Origin of the sequence: Rhodopirellula islandica (assembly GCF_001027925.1) — a bacterium.
Classification (GTDB): Bacteria; Planctomycetota; Planctomycetia; order Pirellulales; family Pirellulaceae; genus Rhodopirellula; species Rhodopirellula islandica.
Genome location: NZ_LECT01000029.1, coordinates 103,782 through 121,806, shown reverse-complemented (window position 1 = coordinate 121,806; position 18,025 = coordinate 103,782). Strand labels below are relative to the sequence as shown.

Here is an 18,025-nt window from a genome sequence, read left to right as displayed (position 1 = left end):
CAGCTACAATGGCCCCGATGAATCCAGACATCACGCGAATCCTGACGGCCATCGACGAAGGCGATCCCAACGCGACAGGGGATCTGTTGCCCTTGGTCTATGACGAATTGCGGCGATTGGCCTCGAGCCGAATGAATCATGAAAAACCCGGGCACACCCTGCAGCCAACGGCACTGGTTCACGAAGCTTTCTTGCGACTCGTCGGTGGCAACGATCCGCAGCGTTGGGACGGTCGAGGCCACTTCTTTGCCGCCGCCGCAGAAGCGATGCGGCGGATCCTGATTGAAAACGCTCGCAGCAAGGGACGCACCAAGCGGGGTGGGAATCTTGTTCGTCGTGAACTGGACAACGATGTCGCTTCCGTTGACACGCAAGACATCGATGAACTGTTGACCTTGGACGATGCGCTAAACAAATTGTCTGACGAAGATCCCGCGCTGGCGAAGCTGGTCGAACTTCGCTACTTCACTGGGCTGACGATCGAAGAGACCGCTGAGATCCTCGGTGTGTCTGCCCGCACCACCAAACGCAATTGGGCCTACGCAAGAGCGTGGCTGCAACGCGAGATGAACCCGGGCTGAGAACCAGTCACGCCCGTTGCCGCAGCCTCACTCTTCTCGCAGGAAAACTTCCAAATCGCTTCCGATGGAACCGACTGCCGCGACACCGGTGCCATCCGCTGAAACGGCCAGCGATTGCACATAGCCTCTGCCGACCGGAAACCGGTGCAAGCGAGCATTGCGTTGAAAGTCCCAGACATCGATTTTGGCGCTCCCACCCGTGATCAAGCAACGGCTGTCCGAAGTGAAACGCATCGACCAAAGAATCTCATTGCCGATCAATGGCATGAGTTCACGGAAGGTCTTCAAATCCCAAACTCGCACGTTGTAACTGTCACCCACCGCCAACCACGCCCCGTCTGCCGAGAACGCGGCGGATTGCCCGGAACTCCAAGAGCGATTCAAAGGCCGTTCGCTGATTGTCTGCCCGGTATTCACATCCGTGGTGATCAATCGGTGCCCATCCGTTGCCAGCAATGTTTTTTCATCGTCTGAAATATGAACCGCTTTCAGGGCACCTTGGAACCCGCCGATCATCGCGACCTCGCGCCCAGACTCCACCTCCCAGCAACGAGCGACTTTGCCGGCCCCGCCTGAAATTGCCCAGCGACCTGATCGCGAAACTTCAATGCAATTGATTTCTTTGGTGTGCCCGGCGAACTGACCCTTTGGTCGCATCAACCCCTCCGCCGAGACAGAGAAGATTGAGATGTGGCCGGTTTGCCCTCCCGCAATCAATCGCGATCCATCCGGTGTGAACGTGCAGGCCGTCACTGCTTGCAGGATTTCCAGTTTGGTTTGTTCGGCAACGATGCTTTGGTGTTGGATGTCAAACAGCGTGATCGTTCGGTCAGGACGCCCTCCCGCCAGAAACCGTGTGTTTGGGCCAAAGGCGAGTGACTTGATGCCCCAACGCAAATCTGTGAACCTTGCTTTCGCGACCAGGTTCGTCGGCAACTCATGCGACGGATTCGCGGATCCAGGCGTGCGGGCGTTGGACGCGACCGGGCCGCGCCTCTCCGAGGGAGACATGGCACGCGAGGCACCGCTTTTCAGACGAGGCGACGATTGGGATGGGACATTTGACAGATGCGTTGAGGGCGAGTTCGTCCCATTGGAACGATCCACCGCGTGCGCTTCAATCAAACCGAGATCCACGCAAGCATCGGAGAACATTTCTTTGAAGACATCGCGTTTGATAGTACCGCCGCTGATCTGCAACGAGCTGAAAACGCGTGCCACGCGAGAAGCATTCTTCAGGCGGTTCAGAAATTCATCGGCCTGCAGCCCGAACTCACACGCGACTTGTTGCAGGTCAATGTCTTGGATGAACCGAGCCGCCATGGCCGACACGGATTCGCCGCTGCGGCTGATCGTTGTGATCCCCAGTTCATCCAGTGCATCGGCAAATCGCTTGGCATCCCGGTCGATGATCTGGTCCAGTTCGCTCGCTTGACGATACAGAGCCAGAATGTCATCCGCATCGTCGAAGGCGGATCGGTTGGCTTGAACCGCCGGGCCAACTTCATCTCGTTTGGCGATCATTCCCGCGTAGTGACAAGACATGCACGACACGCCGTTGGTCACTGTTCGATCAGGCTGTTTCGGGTCACTGACGATTTGCGTGGGGCCCTGGTCGATGCGTTGTCCCTTTTCATCCGTCAGCAGATAGCCTTGCAAGCCGTTGGGCAGAGTGAAAATGATTTCGCCGCCGTCATGTCGAAAAGAATTCCGGCCCTGGTTGGGACCAAGCGGGTACTCAAACAGATTTTGAAAGCCCGTGTTGCTGGCAAAGTCGTAGCTCTTCCAGTACGAGCCATAGGGTGACTTGTGCCATTCGATCAAACGGTTGTTCTGCGAGACACCGGATCGATTGAACGCCGCTCGGATGGCCATTTCCTGATTGATATTGGCTTGCACGTTGACGCGCAGCATGTGCTCCAGATCCGCATCGGTTGGAGGCAGATTCAGCACGCTGTGATACAGCGGCGGCTTGGATGCGGCGAAGACAAACCAATCGACTCGCACGAATGGCATCTTGGTTTGGGTCCGGTCGGAACACGACAGCGCATGCGGAGTGGACAGACGAAGGAAGTACGGGTTGGCATCTTCAATCGATTGCCAAATCGTCTGGGTCCAGTGAACCTTTCGAATGTCGAGGCGAAAGACCGTGCGGGCAGGATCAATCGCTTCGGGAATGATCAAGTCCGCGTTCCACGACAGGCTGTTCAGCAATTTGGCAAACGCGTTGCGATAGGTCTGCAATTCATCTTCGCTGACGCCCGCGTTGTACAAATGGGTCAACGTGAAATAACGCATGAACCGTTGCGACCGCTCAGGTTGCTGCTGAAGATCTCCATCGATCCATTCAATGATTTGTTCATTGGTTACGAAGGGACGCGATGGTTCGTCGGTGAATGTCGGGGCCCCCGCAGCAATCCACTGTTCGATCACCTGGGTGTCACGCGGGCTCAATCGTGGTTCTTCATTGACCGGAGGCATCACGCTGTCATCCTCCGCGTGGATACGTTCCAACAACAACGAATCAGTGCCAGGTTCCGCAATCGTTTTCGCGAGCTTGGCCAGGTTCACGACAAAGTTGAATCCACCCTCGCTGGTTCCGTCTTCGCCATGACAACGATGGCAGGCATCCCTCAACAGCACCTCGGTTCGCTCCGCCAATTCTTTCGGTGAAAAGTTCAATGCCTCCGTTGCGGCTGAACTCGGTTCAACGGCATTCATCTCGGCCGTATGGATCTCGCCCGGCTTCGCATTTGGTTTGGATGCCATCTCCTTCAAATAGACTTGATCCTTTTCGCTCAATTTCGCAACCGGAATGCTGATGATCTTTCCGTCAGGACGTTCCAGGACCACCTTGGTTCCGTGAACGAGCACCAACTTGGCTTCGATGCGATATTCCCCTGATGAGTCCGTCCACTCACGTGCCTGCAGCGCGGACGGTGCCAGGAACGCAAACACGAGCAAGAACAACAAGATTCGCATGGCATCCGAACAATTGAATGAAGAGACAGACAGAAACCTGGGGCAGTTTGCAAGGAACATCCCCCACCTCACAACGCCCCAGAGGCAAGCGTCACCTCCAAGTATATCGCAGCACACACCACCAAGGTATTTCTCCATATGGTGCCAGCCACCTTCATTTGACTTTGCTGCGGCGATGCATAGGATGCTTTTGTCTTGCCAATCCCTTTGGAGAGCAGAGCGATGCCGCGGCCTCAGCGATGTGAGCAGTTTGATCCAAACGAAGTGGGAATCGTGCACGTGGTCCAGCGATGTGTGCGACGCGCCTTCCTCGCAGGGGTCGACCAAGCGACTGGCAAGGACTACTCGTTCCGCAAAGAATGGATCCGCAGGCGGATGGAAGCCCTGGCTTCGGTGTTCGCGGTCGACGTTCTTTCGTACGCGGTGCTGAGCAATCACATGCATCAGATTCTCCGCAATCGCCCCGATGTCTGTGCTCAGTGGAGCGACGAGGAAGTCGCAATTCGCTGGCTGCGGGTCTTCCCCGGCAGACGCCTCGAAGAACACCTGGCCGAGCCGACTGAAAACGATGTTCAGATGCTGGTTCGCAACAAGGAACGTCTGGCCGACGTCCGCCACCGCCTGTCAGACATCTCCTGGTTCATGCGAGCCCTGGCTGAACCGATTGCTCGAATGGCGAACAAACAAGACGAATGCACCGGTAGGTTTTGGGAGGGACGCTTCAAAGCACAAAAAATTGTCGATGAGGCAGGGTTGCTCGCGTGCAGCATGTACGTCGATCTGAACCCGGTCCGGGCAGCGATAACGGCGACTCCCGAGACCAGCCCGCACACCAGTGCCTACGACCGAATCGAAGCTCGCAAGGGCGAACGAATTGCTTCGGCGGCCTTTGATCTGAAGCCGGTTCCGACCGAAGAAGCCGGACGAGAAATTCGAGAGACGCCGGTCGAGGCTCTTCAGCAAAAACGAAAAGCCAAACGACGCAATCCAACCGGGAAGCGCATCCGACGAGACGAATGGTTGAGTCCACTGACGCTGAACGAAACCAAACTGTCCACCGAACCGCAAGTCCACACGAAGGGGCTCCGCAGCAGCGATCGCGGATTCTTGAACATCCGCTGGAGCGACTACAAACGGTTGTTGGACTGGACTGCGGCGCAGTCCGTCGCCGTTCGAGTCGCCGAGCTGCCCAAGCGTCTCGCTCAAACGCTCTCGGAGGTCGGAATTGACGCCTCGATGTGGCGAGACTTGGTGTGGGACTGGCCGAAGTACTTTGGGAAAACCAGCTGTGTCGGTCGTCCTGAATCGATGAAAGCGGATGCGGAACGAACCGGCCGCCACCACCACCGAGGCCAGGCACAAGCCGCAGCCTGCTTTGCTTGAGCAGGCCCGAAGCAATCGCCGTCCTTGACGCTGATGAATGGGGCGACGGAAAAGTTGTGGCAACCGTTCTACTTCGGTGCGCTCAATCGACCTCAATTGCGAGGTTGGAGCCTCGGAGAGCACGAACCTTCCCCAAAATCTCGATGAACCCATGGGAGACGCTCTCGATTCGCGGCGCCCGCACTCTTCAGAAGGTGGCTGGCACCGTACGGATAGTCTGGAAGGTGGATGGCACCTTCTGGGCCTGCACCTTCTGGGCCTTCTGGGAGTGGTCGCGATGCCGTTGCCGGCGAAGCGGCTGAGCCGCGTCTTGGGTTAGGACTTGCGGATGTCGATGACGCGGGTGCCGGAGAGCGTGTCGTGCCAGCCCACTCGGTTGTCACCAAAGAGGTAAGAAAAGGGTTCAAACGGGATCATTCGAGCCAGCGTTCGACCAAATACCTTCCCAAATCCAGCCTTGCCTCCATCGACCGAAACGACGCGGGTGCCAGTGATGAGTTTCGCGAGCGTGACTCCAAAGATCGCTTCCATGCCGACATAATAGAATGCGATGAAGGCAAGTGCGATGAACGATGAGAGCAGACCAACAGTGGCTTGCTGCTCCGGCGTGCTTTCAGGTCCATTGACAGCGATCATCACGACCCCAACGACCAGCCCGATGCCGAAGGCGAAGATCTGGATGAAGACTTGATCCAAAAAGTAGTTGAGGAATCGCTTGTTTTGCGAAGCGAAGTTGTCTGTTGAAGCGGGGGAAGTGTCGGACGCTTCGTGCAGCGAAGATGCGTAGGGGTTGTGCCCTCCTCCACTGGATGCGACCGGTTTGAGACCAGGTTGAGGGGCGACTGCCACAGGACCCAAATCGGTCTCTGTGAGTTCGTCGAACAACCCAGCGTCCGCGCCCAGTGGGCTGGCGGCAGGTTGTGGGCGACGGGCGGGAGCGGTTGGTCTCGCTGCAGGGGACGCGGCACCGGCTGGCGAAGTCCCTTTTGGGGCGGGCACTCGCAATTGCTTGCCACATGGACACTTCACTGTCTTTCCGGCGGCTGTGTCGGGGACTTGAAGCAGCTTTGAGCAACCCGGGCATTTCAATTTCATCGGAGATCATTCCCATCCGTTTGGTTCCAGAGACTCTCGCTCCGGGAACAGCCAATTTCTTCACGAATCGTATCGCGACGATGGAAATGATAACCCAATTGATTGATTGAGTCTCAGACTGGTTGCTCGAACTTCGGTGGTTGGTCGGTGCCTGAACCGATCGGCAAACGCCGTTGAGATGCTGTCCCGTTTGTTTGGGAGTCTTTCCGACGCTCCCCCCGGATTGAGAAAATTTTATGAAAAAACGCCCGGGACTCAAAAGGAGCGACCGGGCGTGTCCGTTTTCAAAGCCGTGTTTCGGCAACGCGACGAAGGGGAGTCTACTGGATTGTTTCATCCAAGTTGGCAGCGCCATTCAAGTTTGAGTTCACTTCGGTGGAGGCTGCGCCATCCTGATTGGGCGTTAGACCGGCTTCCAAATTGGTTTCCGAGTCAGCACTGACGTCGCTTCCAACGTTGGCCTCCGATTGGCTTTCGTCACGGTCGTTCACATTGGCTGCCTGGTTCTCGTCGGAGTTCAGCCCCGCGTTCACGTCCGTTTCAGACGACCGGTTCGCATTCGTGTCACCGGACGCGTCCCTCGAAGCACCATCGACCGGATCCGAATCATCCGATGCACCGGAGTCATCCGAAATATTTGCGTCATCTCGCGACGTCGAGGAGGGTTCCGATGAACGAGTCGCATCGTCTTGATCCAAGTTCCCGTAGCCAACTTCATAGCGTTCTTCTTGGCTGGCCGAGTCGCCGGTCATGGCGTTGTCGAAGTACACACGCTGACCGCTGACGCAGATGAATTCACGCCCGTTGCTGTCATGACGCAGCGTGTAAACGGCCTGAGCAGGATGTCCTTGATGAGCGACACCGTGTCTGTGATGGTGGCCGACAGTGCCGTGGGGTGTTGTGGAGGAGTGGTGAGGTTGCAGCATTCCGTGTGGTGTGTATGTCATCTGCCCGTGAGGAACGGACCCAACGCTTGAGTCGTGATGAACATGACGTGGTGCGACGGTGCCGACATCCAGGTTTCCATGGTGGTCCATTCGGTTGGCGGCGGCACCATGCGATTGCGGGCTGGAACTCGCTGCTGCATCATCGACCCGATTGCGGAACTCGTTGACGGTTCCTCGGGTGGCGTTCTGCACTTGACCGGCGGCCCGTCCAACCGCATTTCCAACTTGGTTTGCCGTGTCATTCAAGACACCTTGGGCACTTGCCATGGTTCCGGTTGCGACGAAGCCCAGGAACGCTGCTGAGTTGAATAGGTTTCTCATGTTGTTTCTCTTTCGTGTGGGGTGATGGGGCATGGGCAGTGACGTGCTTGATGCAGTCGACATGCCCTGGGGGGATGCCCCGTTTGTGTCTTCCTTGGGACAATGACGGATGCAACCGGTGTACCCAAAATTTGAAACTGAAAACAAACTTGAGTGAGGTGGCGAAGATGGGTGGATCGACGCACCGAGAGCTTCGGGCCTCGTGCGATCTGGGGATCCAATGTCGAGACGTTTCGCGACATCGGCTGGCTCGATGGAAGGAAACCGGCCAATTCCGGCGCCTAAGCGCTACCGAGCAGGTGAGCCCCGATGGCGGAGAGCAGAACTGCGCCCGGCACGATCGCAAGGGCGGTCCAGAACAGATAGCGTTGGAAGGAGACCCCGCCTGCTGCGGCGACACCGGCGGTCAAATGAGCACCCACGCCCGGGATCTGCCGGCCCAGGACCAAAAACCACGGGCTGCCGGCTGGAAAGCGTGATAACCATGTTGGCATCTTCTGCCGAGCGTCTGCTGCAGATTCCACTCCGATCAACAGACGGATGGTGAGAAACTCGAGCGTCGAACCGAGAAACCAACCAAGCCAGCCGAGGAAAACGGCGAAGGGATAGGAGTACAGGCCGCCGTTGGCGATCACGATCACATCCGAGGGAACCGGCGCGGCTGCGATCACCGCGTGCAGGGGAACCGTGACGATCGGTGCAATCCAGCCCAGACGCTGATGCGTCGCTCGCAGATCATCGCCACTTGTTTGAAATGCGAACCAGCATCCGACCAGCAACACAATCGGCAACGCCACCCGGAAGACGCGTTTCCAAAGCGGCTTTGGTTTTCCTGTCGCTGGCTCATCAAGGCGGTCGCGATCATTCATGCGATCAGCCCAACAGCTTTTCGCAGCGTTTTTCGGACACCTTCACGGCGGTGCCGAGCGGTTGAGCAAATTGGCTGACGCGGAGTTCTTCGATCAACCATCGAAATTCGCTGGTGCATTGTGACTTGGGGTCGCGGCGGTCTTCCGGCAAACCATTCATCCACCGCTGCCACAAACGATCAATCAATTCTCGGCTGTCGGCGTCCCGGGAAGCTGCGTGACTGGCTTTGTCCAGGCGATAGGCGACGGCGTTCAGATAGCGTGGCAGGTGCTGAAGGTGTTGCCACGGTGTCCACTGGACAAATTGGTCCGCCACCAGCCACTCAATTTGTTGCATCACGTCGGCGCGAACGTCGTTCATTTTGGAGGAGCTGGATTCCTCCCATTGGCAACGCATCGAATGATACGCATCTGTCAGTTTGCCCAGCCACACCGCGATGTCTTGCGTGGCTTCTCCGATTCGTTGGGGCGCCATTTGGATGCGTTCGTCGAATTCCGATCGTTTTCGTACCACCGGCAGCTTCCGCCCCGGTTGGCTTTCGACCAACGCGACGCGAACGATCAGGTCGGCCAGTGCAGCTTCGATGACCGTGGAAGAGATGATTGGCGCCAATTTGATCTTGGCTTCGGACAGCGCCGGCAGATGTCGGACTTGGGATCGCAAGTCTTTTCGGCAGGCAATCGAGAAAAGTCGCATCATGCCCAGACGAGTAGCATCTTCCGCGGTTGATTCGTCGGAGAACAACTTGGTCGAGACCGAGTCGCCTTGATCGACCAGACCGGGATACTGAGCGACCTGAACTCCGCCGCGTTTGCGAACGACTTCGCGGGGCAACGCGTCGAGTTCGAACGTGGTCATCTTGTCGCGCGACCAATCCGCTTCCGGGCCACTGGCCGCGGCGGCAACGTCTGCATCGTCGATCACCCGCGAGCCAAGTTTGGCTTTGACCGCGTCCACGCCCCGCGTTTTCTCGATGACGTTGCCGGTGTCGTCGACCACATTGACGAGGAACTGCAAGTGAGGTTCAAGCTTTTCGTCTTGGAAATCGGACGCAACGACCCGGACTTCCGCGTGGCGGGTCAATGCTTCGCACAACGTTGGCATGAAGGGTACCGTGCCGCGTTTGTCGGATATTTCCGTGACCACTCGGGCAGCGACATCGGCGGCGGGAACCAAGTTGCGACGCAGTCGTTTGGGCAACGATTTGATCATCGCGATGACCTTGGGTTCTAGCAGACCTGGGACGAGCCAGCCGAGTGCATCGTCGCTGACTTGCGGGAGCGCGGCTTCGTGGATGGTCAAGTGAACCCCGTCGTCGTCAGCTCCTGGACGGAAATGATATTGCAACGGCAGACGAGACGAACCCGCGGCCAATTCATCGGGGTACGAGTCCGCCGCGATCGCGACTGAGTCGACCGACACGATGTCTTGCGGACGCAGATAGGGTGTCGTTTCGGAATCCTCGTCGTCGTGATCCGTCGGAGGTGGATCGGCTAGCCAGGCGGCCAGTGCCACGTCATCGTTCAGTTTGGACGCCCAAGCCGGCGCCGGACTTTGACGGTCAAACTTTTCCAGCCGTGGCCGATCGCAAACGTCTTCGGACAAACGTGAAGCGTAGAACGACAGCAACGAATAGTCGTCGACCACCAAATCGCGGCGACGAGTTTTCGCAGCCAGCTTCTCGATCGATTCGATCAAGCGTCGGTTGTGCCGAACAAATTTCGCGGTCGTCGGCAGCTCGTTCTCAACCAAGCCATGACGAATCAACAAATCACGCGAGGTTGCTGGATCGATCGGCGCCAGAGGGACTCGACGGCGAACGACGACGGGCAATCCGAACAAAGACTGTCGTTGGTAGCAGAACGCTCCCCCGCTTTTGCGGCTCCAGTGCGGATCGCTGTAGGACGCTTTCAAAAGATGCGGGGCAACGGCCTCGATCCATCCGGGCTGGATTCTCGCACAGGTTCGAGCGTACTGCTTGGCGGTTTCGACCAATTCAGCGGCGACGATCCACTTGGGTTTCGCTTCGAAGATTCCGCTGCCGGGCCACAGGAACAACTTCAAACCGCCCGCACCGGTGTACTCGTTTTTGTCGCCCGCCATCGCAATGCCTGATAGCAAACCGGTCATCAAGGCTTGGTGGACCAGGGCATACTTGTCCGTGTCGACGACCGGTTGTTCGTGATCGGCTTTGGCGGGATCCAAGTCGGCGTAACGGATTTTGCCAACGGATCCTCGCGGCGTGGATGATTTGCTTTTCGAGCGGCGACGTTTGCCTTCGCCGATTGAGGCTGACATCTCTTTGAGTTGGCGATAGACGTCCGACCATTCTCGCATTCGAGTGGGCGACAAAAAGTTTTTACGTAGGATGCGTGTGAGCTTTCCACGGCTGTGTTCGCTCCGCATCGTGTCGTAGAACCGCCACAATCTCAGTAGTGAGAGGAAGTCACTCTCGGGATCCTTGAACGCCGAATGAGCCTCGTCGGCAGCGGCCCGTTTCTCAGGCGGACGATCACGAGGGTCGGGGTTTTCCATGGCCGCGGCGATGGGCAAGACTTCGGGCAGCACGCCCATCTCCTTCGCTGCGATCAGAATGCGTCCAACGCGAGGGTCGACGGGCAAGTGTCCGAGTTGCCATCCGATTTCGGTCAGCTCTTTGTCCTCGTCGATGGCACCGAGTTCGTGCAGTGTTCGCATCCCTTCGCGGATGGCTTCGGCGCGAGGCGGATCGATCAGCGGGAAATCTTCCAGACGCCCAAGTCGCAGCGTTTTGCTCTGCAGGACGACGCTGGCCAAGTTCGTTCGGCGAATTTCCGGCGTCGTGAAAGCGTCCCGGGTTTCGAAGTCTTCGATACTGTAGAGACGCACGCAGATGCCCGGTCCGACGCGTCCGCAACGACCGGAACGCTGGTTGGCACTGGCACGACTGATCGCCTCGACGGGTAGTCGTTGGACTTTGGTTCGAGCGCTGTAGCGACTGATCCGAGCGGTTCCCGAATCGATCACGTAGCGGATACCGGGGACCGTCAGAGAGGACTCCGCCACGTTCGTGGCAAAAATGATCCGGCGTTTGTTGCCGCTGGGGTGAAAGATCGCTTGCTGTTGCGATTGAGGCAGTCGCGCGTACAGTGGCAACAGCTCGACTCGGTTGGTCAGGCCCATGCGTTTGTAATGACCAGCGACGCGGTGGCTGACTTCGCGGATATCGCGTTCGGTGGGCAAGAACACCAGCGTGTCGCCGCTGCCGTCTCGCGAAAGTGAATCGAGCCCGCCAATCACGTGCCGCGAAAGATCGTAGTGCCGGCCGTCGACTTCAGCGTCTTCACCGGCGATGTCTTCCCATGGAAGGTATCGCAGTTCGACTGGGTAACCGCGGCCTTCGACTTGCAGAATCGGAGCCGGGATGACGTTCGATTCGTTGTCAGGATCGCTGGCGGCTTCTTCGGTGAATGTGCCAAAGTGTTCCGCAAAACGTTCGGCATCGATGGTGGCCGACGTGATGATGACTTTCAATTCGGGGCGGCGATCGATGAGCTGTCGCAGGTAACCCATCAAGAAATCAATGTTGAGCGAACGCTCATGGGCTTCATCGATGATGATCGCGCTGTAGTTGCGAAGCTCTCGGTCGCTCCGGGTTTCCGCCAGCAGAATCCCGTCGGTCATCAGTTTGATCTTGGTGCGATCGCTGGTTTGATCTCCAAAGCGAACTTGGTAACCGATCGCGCCGCCGAGCTTGGTTTCAGTCTCCTCCGCCAAACGAGTCGCGATGCTGCGAGCGGCCAAACGTCTGGGTTGGGTGTGACCGATCATGCCGTGTTCGCCCAAGCCCGCATCGAGCAGCATCTTGGGAAGCTGCGTGCTTTTGCCGCTGCCCGTTTCGCCGCAAACGACCAGGACTTGATGCTCGGCAAGCAGGTCCACGATCTCGTCGCGATGTGCCGTGATCGGCAACTCGGGCGGGTATTCGATTTTGATCGGCGGATCGGCCGGGCGCGGATCCGAACTCGCCTGATCAGATACGCTCGAACCCTTTGCCGTCGATGGGAGATCAACAGGCGGGAGTTCGGCGTCGCTGGGCAGCGAGGGACTGTGCGGCTTCAGCGGGCTACTTGGTTTCTGATTCACGTTGTTCGATCGATCGGGCGACTCGGTCCATCAATTCTTCGATGAAGCGTTCTCGTTCTTCGGGAGAAAGAATGTGCTCGCGTTTGGCGGTGCGAACAATCACTCTTTTCAGTGACATCGCGGGGCCGCTGGTCCAAGTCGAAGAAGGAACGGCCTCGGTGATGTCGGTGTAGGCGACTTGGTAACAGATCAGCCCGCACCGAATCGACAGTGCATCGTCCAGCAATGTGTAGCGGCACGGGATCGTGAACACCCCTGTCACGCCTGCGATCGCTGCGGCCATCAGGATCATCGTGCTGGCTTCATCCGCGCGGCCTTCGTTCAACAAGTAGGCGGCGAAGGCGATGGCGAGGAAGATCGGGGCGAGCAGCAGAACGAGCAGCCATCGATCGACGGCGGATGGGTAGACGAGCGGGGCAGTGTTTCTCATTCGAGCAGTTTACCAGCCGCGGGCGTTTTGTTGACCGGAGGCAAGCTTGCTCGGATTGTTGGCTGAGAGAATGGATTTGACGTGAAAGTTCGGCCGAATTTCCAGGAAATGCGTCATTTTGGTGATAACTGCACAAAAATAGCCGGAATTTTGTAACGAACCGGAATCTCGCCACAATTGCGAGTGAGACCGAAATGCACGCCATTAAAATCTGTCCATGACCGATCGTCCCCGTCCCGCCGCGAAACGCCTGACCGCTGAATCAGCGGAGGAGCACTTTGTGCAGTTGGTGACCGAGCATCAGCCTCGGATTGGCGCGTACATCCAGTCATTGTTGGGCGATGCGAATCGGGCGGCGGACGTGCTGCAGGAAACCAATTTGGTGCTCTGGCGACGCAAAGCGGACTATCAAGTTGGAAAACCGTTTCTGCCATGGGCGTTCGGGATCGCTCGTTTGCAGGTGCTCTCCAACTTACGAGACAAACGTCGTGCCCCGTCTTTGCTCGACGCCGACGTAGCCGAATTGGTTTCGGCGGAAGTGGAAACGGAGGCCGAGCGTTTGCACGAGATCCAGTCCGCTCTATCGGAGTGCCTGAGTTCGTTGCCCGAGAAACGGCGGCAATTGATCCAAGACCGATACTTCGAATCCCAAACGATCGATCAAATCGCAAATTCAATGAGTCAGGGAAGCTCGAACGTTCGCGTGACGTTGATGCGAGTCCGCCGTCAGTTGGCCGAATGCATTGAACGTCGCTTGGCAACCGGAGGTGCCTCTTGAGTTCATCCAAATCACTCGAAGAGTTGCTGCTGGCCAGCGAAGCGGGAACGCTTGATTCCGTTGATCGCGAGCAACTGAACGAGTTGCTGCGCCATGACCCCGAGTCGCGAGCCAAATTCGCGCGCTGGCAGATGACGACCATTGCGTTGCAGGACGGAACACCGACGCCCTTGAAAATCGAATCCAATGTTGTTGCAGCGGAGACGAATCGAGCGGTTTGGTCCGAGCGGCAAATTTACCGCTGGGTGATCGCGTCGGCCGCGGCGCTGTTGATTGCGGTGACGTTCCGTTGGGTGCAGCTTGAAACCAGGCGTTCCGCTCCCGTCGTTAATACCTCAGTCGCGAGAGTTCGGATCTCGACGGACGAACCCACTTCGTCGGGCATCGCCGTGGTCACTCAGTTGGTCAATGCGACTGACGCGATGATTCAGGATGCCTCCGGGGCCTCTTCGAAATCGCTCAGCATCAATTCGGCGCTAAATCCTGGCTCGGTTCGGTTGGAATCGGGGTGGGCGCAGATCGAATTTCTGAACGGTGCGACAGTTGTCTTGCACGGCCCTGCGGAAATGGAATTGGTGTCTGCTGCCGAAGCGATCATGCATCGCGGCCGCATCCGAGCGGAGGTGCCACCCGCGGCACGAGGGTTTGTGGTGCGGACCCATGACATGAAGGTGGTCGATCTCGGAACGGAATTCGGATTGGAGGTTTCCCCCGAAGGTTCGAATGTTCAAGTCTTCGACGGTGAAGTCGAATTGCAGGTGGAGGAAGACCGGCCGCAATTGGTCGGAGCAGGGAAGTCCTTGCAACGACAGACCGGGGCAAACGTCGGTTTGATCGACTCTCCCCTGACGCCCGATCGATTTGTCGATGCCGCGGGACTGCAACGTCTCGCAGAGACTCAACAGAATGAACGGTACCAGCTGTGGCGTGAGGCCAGCGAACGCCAACGCAACGACCCACGATTGATTGCCTATTACGCCATGGATTCCCCTTTGAAGGGTCAGCGTTTCTTGTCGAACGACAGTGTTCCTCGAAACCCAGATTTGGACGGCGCGATCGTGGGTGCCACCGTGACGAGAGGCCGTTGGGACGCCAAACCGGGACTGCAATTCAAACGTCCTGGTGACCGAGTGCGAGTGAACGTTCCTGGTGAGTTTGGATCGTTGACGATGGCGACTTGGGTTCGAATCGACAGCTTGGACCGTTGGTACAACTCGCTGTTCTTGACGGACAGCTATCAGCTTGGCGAGCCGCATTGGCAGATTCTTGACACGGGGCAGTTGCACTTTTCGGTTCGGGCTTCCACGGCTGGCGATGAAAATGAACCCAGCGTCGGGCCACCGCACCATGTCGCGCTGTCGCCGTCATTCTGGAATCCGTCGCTCAGTGGCCAATGGTTGCATTTGGCAGTGGTCTACGACGTGGATGCCAGCACAACGACTCATTATCTGAACGGGGATGTTCTCAGCGTGGACAACATTCCCGACCATCAACTCGTTCGCACCACTCGAATTGGAATGGCGTCGATCGGGAACTGGTCCACGCCTTTGGAACCCGACGAACACTACGCCATTCGAAATTTGAACGGCAGCTTGGACGAGTTGGCAATTTTCGCCGCTGCTCTTTCCCCCACTGAAATCAAGGAAATGGTTGAACATGGAAAACCGTGATTCACGGATGCAAGTTTTCACTGCATCAATGACTGCACTCTTGATCGGGGGCAGTCTGATTCTGTCGCACAGCGCCGCGATCGTGCATGCCGAGGATGCAGCCCCAGTGGCTGGCGATGCGAACCATTCGGCGGAAGACATCGAACGTTTGTTCACGCTGAAAGTCATGCCATTGCTGACCGAAAAGTGCTTGGGATGCCACGGCACCGATTCCGACGACATCAAGGGCGACTATGACGTTCGCACCCGGGATGCGTTGCTGCGTGGTGGGGAATCGGAAGAACCGGCCATCCTTCCTGGCAACGCCGAAGACAGCCCCTTCTTTTGGGCGGTCAATTGGGACGGCTTGGAAATGCCACCCAAGGAGAACGACCGGCTGAATGACGCCCAGATCGAAATCGTTCGGATGTGGATCAATGCGGGTGCACCATGGCCAACCGAAGAACGGCAAAAGGAGATTCGCCAGGAAGAATCCATGGTCGCCGAGAACGAAGACGGTGTGCTGATGGCGACCAGTGGCGGTCAAGGAGACGAGTGGACCTATCGCCGCTACAACAAGGACGAAGTGTGGGCGTTTTTGCCCCGCCAAACTGAATTCGAATACGATAGTGTCGATGCGTTCGTCGATGCGAAGCTGGAAGAGAATGGATTGGTCCCCGCTCCGGAAGCTGATCCGAGTACGTTGATTCGCCGCGTCTACTTCGACATGTTGGGCCTGCCGCCCACTCCCACACAAAAGCGGGAGTTTTTGTCAGCGTGGGAAAAAGACTCGGAAGCGGCTTGGAACAATTTGATCGAAGACCTGCTTGCCAGCCCTCACTATGGTGAACGCTGGGGCCAGCATTGGTTGGACGTCGTTCGATACGCGGACACGGGCGGTTTCTCAAACGACTATGAACGCTCCAACGCGTGGCGATATCGCGATTATGTCATTCGCAGTTTGAACGACGACAAGCCCTACAACGAATTCATCATTGAACAGATTGCGGGCGATGAATTGCACGCCGATCAACCGGTTGATGATCCGGATCGCGTGGAAGCTTTGATCGCCACCGGTTTCTTGCGAATGGGACCGTGGGACACCGCCATGGTGCCTCTCGAGGAAGCCCGCCAGATCATGCGAGACGACATGGTGCACAGCATTGGACAGTCGTTCCTGTCGATGCCGATGCGTTGTTGCAAGTGTCACGATCACAAGTTTGATCCCGTGCCGACGCAGGATTACTACCGAATGTACTCGGCTGTTTCGACGGCTCAGCCCGTGGAGGCGGAAGCACCCTTCTTGGCCGAAGAGAACTTGGCCGGATTCGAGGAAGGCAAGCAACAAACGCAAGCCTTGTACGAATATGCGAAAACCCGTGCGGATCGTTTGACTCGCCAGCGTGAAGAGGCGGCCCGTGAGTGGTACGCAGAACATGACAAAGAATACAAAAGCCTGAACGCTCGCAAGGACGATTCCGATGACGAGAAGCCACCTCGTGCCGTTGGACTGAGCGAGATGGAACAGGGACGATTGAAAGTCCGCGAGCAAGACGTTTGGATTTGGAACCGTCGCTTGGAACGTTATCAGCCGATGGTCCAAACGGTTGTCAACGCTCAAGACACCTGGATGAACGCTCGCAAACTGCGGGCACCGGAAAAGATCAACGAGGATTGGCGTCCGGATTCGTTCATTTTCAACGGTGGTTCGTTGGCGGCGGCAGGTGATCGCGTGACACCGGGTGTGCTGAGCGGATGCAATCTTCCCGTCGAAGGTGCTCCCGAAACCGATCCCTATGCTTTGCCGGATACACTGAATGGACGCCGTCTGGCACTCGCGAAATGGATTGCTCATCCGGAAAATCCGATGAGCACTCGCTCGATCGTCAACCGGATTTGGCAGCATCACTTTGGCCGAGGCATCGTGGCGACCCCCAACAACTTCGGCGTCAAAGGTGCCGCGCCCACGCATCCCGAATTGCTTGACTGGATGGCAGACACGTTTGTGAAGAATGGTTGGTCGATCAAGGCCATGCATCGCTTGATTCTGCGATCGGATGCATACCGTCGGAGCACCGAACATCCGTCGATGGAGGAAGATCCAGACAACACCTGGTTCGCTCGTTATTCACCACGACGAATGACCGCGGAAGAAGTTCGCGACAGCTTGCTGGCAGTGACAGGTGAGTTGAATCCCGTCGTCGGTGGTTTGCCTGCACGACCGGAGATCAACATGGAAGTTGCACTGGAGCCGCGAATGATTCAATTTTCAATCGCACCGGCGTACCAACCTTCACGAACGCCGGAAGAACGAAATCGCCGATCGATCTATTCGTACCGGGTACGTGGACAAGCGGACCCATTCCTGGAGGTCTTGAACAAGCCCAACCCGAATGATTCAGCGGACCTTCGCGATGCAGCGTCCGTTTCGCCGCAAGCGTTCACGTTGCTCAATAGCGACGTGATGACCGATCGATCAATCGCCATGTCGGTACGACTTCAACGCGAAGCCGATCCATTGACCGATCAGATCAATCGGGCGTTTGAATTGACGCTGGGGCGTCTGCCGACTCAGGGGCAGTTGCAGCGGATGACACGCTATATCAAAGACATGACTGAGTATCACTCGCAGATCAAGCCGAAGCCGCGGACATACCCAACCGAGATCACGCGTTCGCTGGTCGAAGAGTTCTCGGGGCGTCCGTTTGAATACACCGAATGGCTGCCATCTTTTGAGGACTACCAGAGCGATTTGAAGCCTTGGGAAGTCGATGCGAAAACGCGAGCGATCGCGGACATGTGTTTGGTGTTGTTCAACGCCAATGAGTTTGTGTTCATCGACTGATCGGCAGCAGATTGCCTTT

Annotated in this window: 12 protein-coding genes; 6 read left to right on the top strand and 6 right to left on the bottom strand. The window is 57.3% G+C overall.

Translation table 11 applies throughout. The features are described from left to right. Nucleotides 1–17: 17 nt before the first annotated feature. Nucleotides 18–581, top strand: coding sequence for an ECF-type sigma factor (locus RISK_RS15220; RefSeq protein ID WP_047815165.1), 564 nt, complete (start codon nucleotides 18–20; stop codon nucleotides 579–581). Nucleotides 582–608: 27 nt separating this feature from the next. Here the strand turns inward: RISK_RS15220 and RISK_RS15215 are convergent, their stop codons facing one another. Next, the gene (locus RISK_RS15215; RefSeq protein ID WP_047815164.1) at nucleotides 609–3,563 is read right to left on the bottom strand and encodes an SHD1 domain-containing protein; all 2,955 of its coding nucleotides are present in this window, start codon (nucleotides 3,561–3,563) and stop codon (nucleotides 609–611) included. A gap of 222 nt (nucleotides 3,564–3,785) precedes the next feature. On the opposite strand from RISK_RS15215, the gene RISK_RS15210 reads away from it, so the two are divergent. Beyond that, nucleotides 3,786–4,946 carry a hypothetical protein gene (locus RISK_RS15210; protein ID WP_047815163.1) on the top strand — a complete coding sequence of 387 codons (1,161 nt, stop codon included), beginning with the start codon at nucleotides 3,786–3,788 and terminating at the stop codon, nucleotides 4,944–4,946. Nucleotides 4,947–5,261: 315 nt separating this feature from the next. Here the strand turns inward: RISK_RS15210 and RISK_RS15205 are convergent, their stop codons facing one another. Further along, the gene (locus RISK_RS15205; protein WP_236696342.1) at nucleotides 5,262–6,041 is read right to left on the bottom strand and encodes an RDD family protein; all 780 of its coding nucleotides are present in this window, start codon (nucleotides 6,039–6,041) and stop codon (nucleotides 5,262–5,264) included. A 320-nt stretch (nucleotides 6,042–6,361) separates the two neighbouring features. Continuing rightward, nucleotides 6,362–6,988 (bottom strand): hypothetical protein, encoded by a 627-nt coding sequence (locus tag RISK_RS28190; RefSeq protein WP_150122592.1) that lies wholly within the window; start codon nucleotides 6,986–6,988, stop codon nucleotides 6,362–6,364. Nucleotides 6,989–7,024: 36 nt separating this feature from the next. Here RISK_RS28190 and RISK_RS28185 point away from each other — a divergent pair, with 36 nt between their 5' ends. Continuing rightward, a complete protein-coding gene (locus tag RISK_RS28185; protein ID WP_053061189.1) occupies nucleotides 7,025–7,291 on the top strand; it encodes a hypothetical protein in 267 nt (88 codons plus the stop codon). A 299-nt stretch (nucleotides 7,292–7,590) separates the two neighbouring features. On the opposite strand, the gene RISK_RS15195 is transcribed toward RISK_RS28185, so the two are convergent. The 3 genes from RISK_RS15195 to RISK_RS15185 are packed head-to-tail and all read right to left on the bottom strand — an operon-like array spanning nucleotide 7,591 to nucleotide 12,734. Further along, a complete protein-coding gene (locus RISK_RS15195; RefSeq protein WP_047815161.1) occupies nucleotides 7,591–8,178 on the bottom strand; it encodes a TVP38/TMEM64 family protein in 588 nt (195 codons plus the stop codon). A 4-nt stretch (nucleotides 8,179–8,182) separates the two neighbouring features. Continuing rightward, nucleotides 8,183–12,304, bottom strand: a complete 4,122-nt coding sequence (gene hrpA, locus RISK_RS15190) for an ATP-dependent RNA helicase HrpA (RefSeq protein WP_047815160.1) — start codon at nucleotides 12,302–12,304, stop codon at nucleotides 8,183–8,185. Then, entirely contained in the window at nucleotides 12,285–12,734 is a 450-nt protein-coding gene (locus tag RISK_RS15185; RefSeq protein ID WP_047815159.1) for a PH domain-containing protein, read from the bottom strand. The genes hrpA and RISK_RS15185 overlap by 20 nt, the downstream gene beginning before the upstream one ends. A gap of 217 nt (nucleotides 12,735–12,951) precedes the next feature. Here RISK_RS15185 and RISK_RS15180 point away from each other — a divergent pair, with 217 nt between their 5' ends. From RISK_RS15180 to RISK_RS15170, 3 genes are read left to right on the top strand one after another with little or no spacing between them, the layout of a single operon-like run. Continuing rightward, entirely contained in the window at nucleotides 12,952–13,512 is a 561-nt protein-coding gene (locus RISK_RS15180; RefSeq protein ID WP_047815158.1) for a sigma-70 family RNA polymerase sigma factor, read from the top strand. Continuing rightward, nucleotides 13,509–15,182: a LamG-like jellyroll fold domain-containing protein gene (locus RISK_RS15175; RefSeq protein WP_047815157.1), complete on the top strand. Its 1,674-nt coding sequence runs from the start codon at nucleotides 13,509–13,511 to the stop codon at nucleotides 15,180–15,182. The genes RISK_RS15180 and RISK_RS15175 overlap by 4 nt, the downstream gene beginning before the upstream one ends. After that, nucleotides 15,169–18,006 carry a PSD1 and planctomycete cytochrome C domain-containing protein gene (locus RISK_RS15170; protein ID WP_047815156.1) on the top strand — a complete coding sequence of 946 codons (2,838 nt, stop codon included), beginning with the start codon at nucleotides 15,169–15,171 and terminating at the stop codon, nucleotides 18,004–18,006. The genes RISK_RS15175 and RISK_RS15170 overlap by 14 nt, the downstream gene beginning before the upstream one ends. The last annotated feature ends 19 nt before the right edge of the window (nucleotides 18,007–18,025 follow it).

Bases quoted from the DNA above. Each gene is read 5' to 3' on its own strand.
- RISK_RS15220 (WP_047815165.1), top strand. From the start codon at position 18: ATGAATCCAGACATCACGCGAATCCTGACGGCCATCGACGAAGGCGAT.
- RISK_RS15215 (WP_047815164.1), bottom strand. From the start codon at position 3,563: ATGCGAATCTTGTTGTTCTTGCTCGTGTTTGCGTTCCTGGCACCGTCC.
- RISK_RS15210 (WP_047815163.1), top strand. From the start codon at position 3,786: ATGCCGCGGCCTCAGCGATGTGAGCAGTTTGATCCAAACGAAGTGGGA.
- RISK_RS15205 (WP_236696342.1), bottom strand. From the start codon at position 6,041: ATGAAATTGAAATGCCCGGGTTGCTCAAAGCTGCTTCAAGTCCCCGAC.
- RISK_RS28190 (WP_150122592.1), bottom strand. From the start codon at position 6,988: ATGACATACACACCACACGGAATGCTGCAACCTCACCACTCCTCCACA.
- RISK_RS28185 (WP_053061189.1), top strand. From the start codon at position 7,025: ATGAACATGACGTGGTGCGACGGTGCCGACATCCAGGTTTCCATGGTG.
- RISK_RS15195 (WP_047815161.1), bottom strand. From the start codon at position 8,178: ATGAATGATCGCGACCGCCTTGATGAGCCAGCGACAGGAAAACCAAAG.
- RISK_RS15185 (WP_047815159.1), bottom strand. From the start codon at position 12,734: ATGAGAAACACTGCCCCGCTCGTCTACCCATCCGCCGTCGATCGATGG.
- RISK_RS15180 (WP_047815158.1), top strand. From the start codon at position 12,952: ATGACCGATCGTCCCCGTCCCGCCGCGAAACGCCTGACCGCTGAATCA.
- RISK_RS15170 (WP_047815156.1), top strand. From the start codon at position 15,169: ATGGAAAACCGTGATTCACGGATGCAAGTTTTCACTGCATCAATGACT.